Source organism: Ideonella sp. P3_A4, assembly GCF_056403075.1.
The window spans coordinates 1-4,579 of record NZ_JBFUGE010000483.1; the positions used below are offsets into that span (position 1 = coordinate 1).

The window sequence follows — 4,579 nt, forward strand, 5'->3', positions numbered from 1 at the left end:
TCGCCGGAGTTGCCGCGCTCGAAATAACCTAGGCAGATGATTTTCATTCAGGCCTCGAACCACCGGCAGCCCGCTGCCAGCTCTTGGGTGACGGTCAGTTGCAGCGCCTCGAGCGAGTCGGGCGTGGCAGGCTTGCCCTTGGGATAGGGATGGATCAGTTGATCGAGCGAACCGCGGTCGAACGACCACTCCGGCAGGAAGTGGCCGCTGGCGTGAGCCTGGTGCGAGGCATCGACGCCGAGCACCGCCGAGCGTCGGCCATGCCCCCATACCGCAGCGCCCAGTTCGTAGTGGTCGGTCAAGACCGCGTCGCTGCCCATGGCCAGCGCCATCTGCTCATCCGCGGTGGCCCCGGTCAGGAAGTTCACCAGCTCGGGCTTGCGGCTGCGCAGGATGACGTCGTAGTGCTCCCAGGCTTCGTTGTCGGCCGTGTCCTGGATCAGGTAGCTCACCTCGTACTTCGGGATTGCCTCGGTGATCAGGCGCGCGATCTCCCACTTGACGAAGTCGAGGTAGGCCTGACCGTGCGCGGTGCGCTGCGTCGGCGCGAGGATGGGCCGCGTGAAGATCAGGCTGAGCCTGAATCTCTTTGATCGCTGCGGCGCGTTCTGCAAACGCTCGGGAATGGCAAAGCTCTGCCGGCCGAAGGCCCAGCAGGAGGCGCTGGGCAGCTTGATGCCGCCGCGCGTGGGCCCCTCGGTGCCGTGCGGGCCTTTGGTCGATCTCGTCGGGGTGAACGGGCTGACCGTCGGCGCGGGCCGGTACAGCGACGCGCCGAAAAGCGTCGGGGCCGTGCCCTCGCCTTCGACCGGTTCCGCCGGCGGCAGAACCTCTTCTTCGTCGGCCGCCCGCTCGTTGATCTGTTCGGCATCGAAAGCGAGCAGCCCGAGCCGCTTCGCGCCGCGCAGCCAAAGGCGCCGGCTCAGCGTCTGCGCTTCCTTGGGCAAGATGGTTTGTAGAGTTCCCATGGTGGTTCCTTGGTTCAAGTCCTCAGGTCGCGCAGCAGGCTGCGAAAGGCCGCGCCTTCGGCACTGGCCTGTTCGAACAACTGGTCGCTGATCGAGCGAATCTTGGCGAGCGTCTTCGGGTCTTCGGCCGCGCGCACCGAGCGCACGAGCGAGTCGAACGAGAACTGGTACGGCGCAATCGACAGCTCGGGCAGCCCGTTGTCCAGGCACAGGTACTGCGTCTTGCGCGACAAGCCGATGTTGACGAACGCCGTCTCTGCGAGGACCGAGAAGATGTTCCCGTGGAACTTCATCGACAGCACCAGTTCGGCGTTGCGCACGAGCTCGATGACCTCGGGGATCGGGTCTTCGCCGGGCATCACGATGGCGCGCCGCTTTTCCTTCATGTGGCTCGCCACTTCTTCGGCGAACAGGCGATCGTTGTCGTTGACGTTGGTCGACAGCGGGTAGAACACGATGTCGTAGTAGTCGGCCAGGAAGTCGCAGACCAGCGCCAACTCGCGCTTGAAGAATTCGTAGTACAGGTAATTGCGCAGGTCACCGGCGCGCGAAGCGGCTTGCGCCGCATTGGCCGAAGGGAACACCACCAGCCGCTTGCGGTTGACCGGGCCGGCCGGGTCGGCCGGCTTCTGGTCGATCGCCCAGCGCTTGAGCTGGAACACGATGTCCGGCGTGAAGCGGGCGTTGATGCCCATTTCGCGCAGGCGCTCCGCGTCCTTCGCGTTGCGGACCCACGCCGCCTTGATGCGGTGAGCATGCCGCTCCATCACCGCGAACTCGGCTTCACCGCCGATGCCGCAGCCGTAGATCACGAACGGCGCCTCGTCGGGGATGCGCTTGATGTAGAACTCGTTGATGACGTCGCCGCCCCCCAGCACCCACTGACGCTCGACCTTGGGATCGGGCGCGACACGGTCGTCCACCCATTCGAGCGGCTGATCGGGAAAGATCAGCCGGTGGACATCCTTGAAGGCCTCGTCGCCACCGTTCTGGCGTCCGTACCATCCGACAAAAGTGATCAAGATTCAGTCTCCCTTGATGAGGTTGTGTCCTGTCCGGCAAATAGCTGTCATTGCGACGGGCCGCAATGGGGATGATCGCGAGTCGACGAGTCGAGCCGATACCTCGTGGTATCGGCTCGGCTTGGCGGCGCTGCGAGCGCCCCATTTCGGCCCGCCCTGCGGGTTCGACCAGATGGCGCGCTCGCGCGCCCGGCCATCAGGGCAGATACGCTGGGTATCTGCCCAGCCGTCCGGACGCACGTTCATCACCATCTGGTCGAATCTCAATGGCAGTTATTTGCCGGACAGGACACTGGCTTGGCGCATGTATTGCTCGCACGAACGTTCAACCGTGCAGTGCTTGGCCATGTGGCTGATGGCCGCGAGTGACATCGACCGGGCGTAGCCGATGTCGGCCAGGATCTTTCGGATGGCGGCCGCCAGTTGCACCGGCTCTCCTTTCTCCAGCGGCACCTTGTGCACCACGTCGTCGGGAAACTCCGAGAAGGGGCCGAAGTCGTAGACGATCGCCGGCAGGCCCAGCGCCAGGGCGCGTGCCAAGGTGCCTGAGCTTTCGCCGACGGTCGGGTAGCGCAGGTTGACGAGCAGGTCGGCCGCGCGGATGTAGCGGAAGAAGTCCATCTCCGAGACGTAGCCGGTCACGATGACTTCATCGGCCRGGTCGTTGCGGGCGATGTGGTCGTCGATGTCGAAGCTGGGGTTGCGCTCGCCGGCGATCACGAACCTGAACTTTTTGCCCTCGCGCTTGAGCATCGCCAACGCCGACAGCGTCGAATGGATCCGCTTGGGCGGTGTGACGAAGCCGAGCGACAGGATCAACGGCACGTCGTGCGGCAAACCCAAGGTCGACCTCGCCTCGGGCGGGCTGAGCGTGCGGAACTGGTCGGCCAACGGCGAGTAGTGGTGCGGCACGTTGACGGTGCGGTGCCGAATGGCCGAGGGCAGCCGGTCGTACACCCATTGGTTGTGCACGATGACGCCTTTGGCGATCGAGACCAGATGGCGGTTCACCGGCAGCGTGTGCTTCTGGCTTTCCGAGAAGACGCCGATGCCGCGCAGGTCGGCCAACGTGGCGCCCGAGTCGCCGTACTCCTCGCGCATCACGGCCTTGTAGCCGGCCACGTCGCCGCGGGCCAAGGTCGCATCCTCGACCAGGTAGTGCAGATTGAAGTCGTGCTGGACGAGCACCTCGGGCCGCTGCCTGAAGGCGTCGTAGACGAAGACGTGGTCCTTGTTGTTGCCGATCTGGAAGAAGTGTGGCTGAGCCTGTTGCTGCGGCGTCGGTTGGAATTCCGGCCAGGGGATCACCTCGAGGTCGGGACAGGATCGCAACAGGTCGTCGACCTCGTCGGCGTCGGGCTTTTCCTGGCAGATGAGCGTCACGCCGACCATCCGGCTCAGCGTGGGCAGCAGTTCGGCCGTATAGGCGCCGATGCCCGATTTGCACGGGGGCAGCGGCGAAAACATGACGATGCGGTCCATGGTGTTCATCTCACCGCGTCGAGGTGAGCGGTGATCAAGGCGTTGGTGTAGTCGGCGATCAGGCGCTTCAGCTCGACGGTGGCGAAGTGATGCAGCGGCTCAACCGTGGCTTTCAACTGTTCGACTTCGTTCACCAGGAACGCAGGTGCTGCGCCTTCTTGCGACACGGGGTTGGCAACGAGCGTCACGGTGCCGATTCCGAGCCGCGCGGCCATGTTGCGCAGCTCGCGGCGCAGATTGGCGATCTCCTTGCCCTGCTCGTCGATCCGCTGCTGCAGGCGGGTGACCTCTTCGTTGACACCGGCCACCGCGTCCTGGGCACTCAGCTCGTCGATGGCATGCGCGAGATGCGGGATGCGAAGGTTCACGCATTGCCGGATGTACTGCTGCTCGGCGTCGATCGCTGGCGGCTCGGCCTCTTGCAGGTCGTCGATCAACTCGATGCCGTGGCGCCGAGCGGCCGGCGAAGCGGCGATCTCCTGCAGGACGGTGGGCCGCTGCTCAGGGTGGACCGACAGGACGTACAGGTAATGTTGATAGCCACCCTTGTCGGGCCACTGGCGCTGCAGGGCCAGGTAGGCGTTGATGATGAAGCCCGAGCTGTCACCGCTCAGGAGCTCTGACACCTTGTATGAGCGCGGCAGACTGGGAAGAATTTCTGAGCTCATGAAAACGGCTGCAATTCGCCCCGCCCGCTCAAGCGGCGGCGCGGCTGAGTGATTGCACGAGATCGAGGTACAAGCCTGCAGACCTCTGCACGGAGTGGTGGCTGCGCATGTATTGCCTGGCCGACTCGCCCAGCGCATCGCGCTCGGCCGGCTCATGCATCAATCGTTCCAGCGCGGCGGCCAGGGCCACGGGCTCGACCAGCTCGAGCGGCACCTTGATGACGACATCGTTCGGGATCTCCGCGAATGGCCCGAAGTTGTAGACGATCGCTGGCAAGCCCAGCGCCAGGGCGCGCGTGAGCGTGCCCGAGCTCTCGCCGACGCTGGGGTAGCGCAGGTTGACCAGGCAGTCGGCGGCAGCGATGTGCCGAAAGAACTCGTCTTCGTCAAGATAACCCGTTATCAGCACACAGTCTTCCAGGCCGTGCCGGGCCACATG

Annotated in this window: 5 protein-coding genes; all 5 read right to left on the reverse strand. The window is 64.7% G+C overall.

The window, feature by feature from the left end:
* Positions 1–47: 47 nt before the first annotated feature.
* Positions 48–968, reverse strand: a complete 921-nt coding sequence (locus tag AC1DYI_RS27285; protein ID WP_477207261.1) for a hypothetical protein — start codon at positions 966–968, stop codon at positions 48–50.
* Between the two features lie 14 nt (positions 969–982).
* Complete coding sequence (locus tag AC1DYI_RS27290) at positions 983–1,990, reverse strand: polysaccharide pyruvyl transferase family protein (RefSeq protein ID WP_477207262.1); 1,008 nt, start codon at positions 1,988–1,990, stop codon at positions 983–985.
* Between the two features lie 273 nt (positions 1,991–2,263).
* The gene (locus tag AC1DYI_RS27295; RefSeq protein WP_477207263.1) at positions 2,264–3,472 is read right to left on the reverse strand and encodes a glycosyltransferase family 4 protein; all 1,209 of its coding nucleotides are present in this window, start codon (positions 3,470–3,472) and stop codon (positions 2,264–2,266) included.
* A 5-nt stretch (positions 3,473–3,477) separates the two neighbouring features.
* Positions 3,478–4,140, reverse strand: a complete 663-nt coding sequence (locus AC1DYI_RS27300; protein WP_477207264.1) for a hypothetical protein — start codon at positions 4,138–4,140, stop codon at positions 3,478–3,480.
* Between the two features lie 28 nt (positions 4,141–4,168).
* Positions 4,169–4,579, reverse strand: a 411-nt coding sequence (locus AC1DYI_RS27305; protein ID WP_477207265.1) for a glycosyltransferase, incomplete at its 5' end; no start/stop codon positions are given.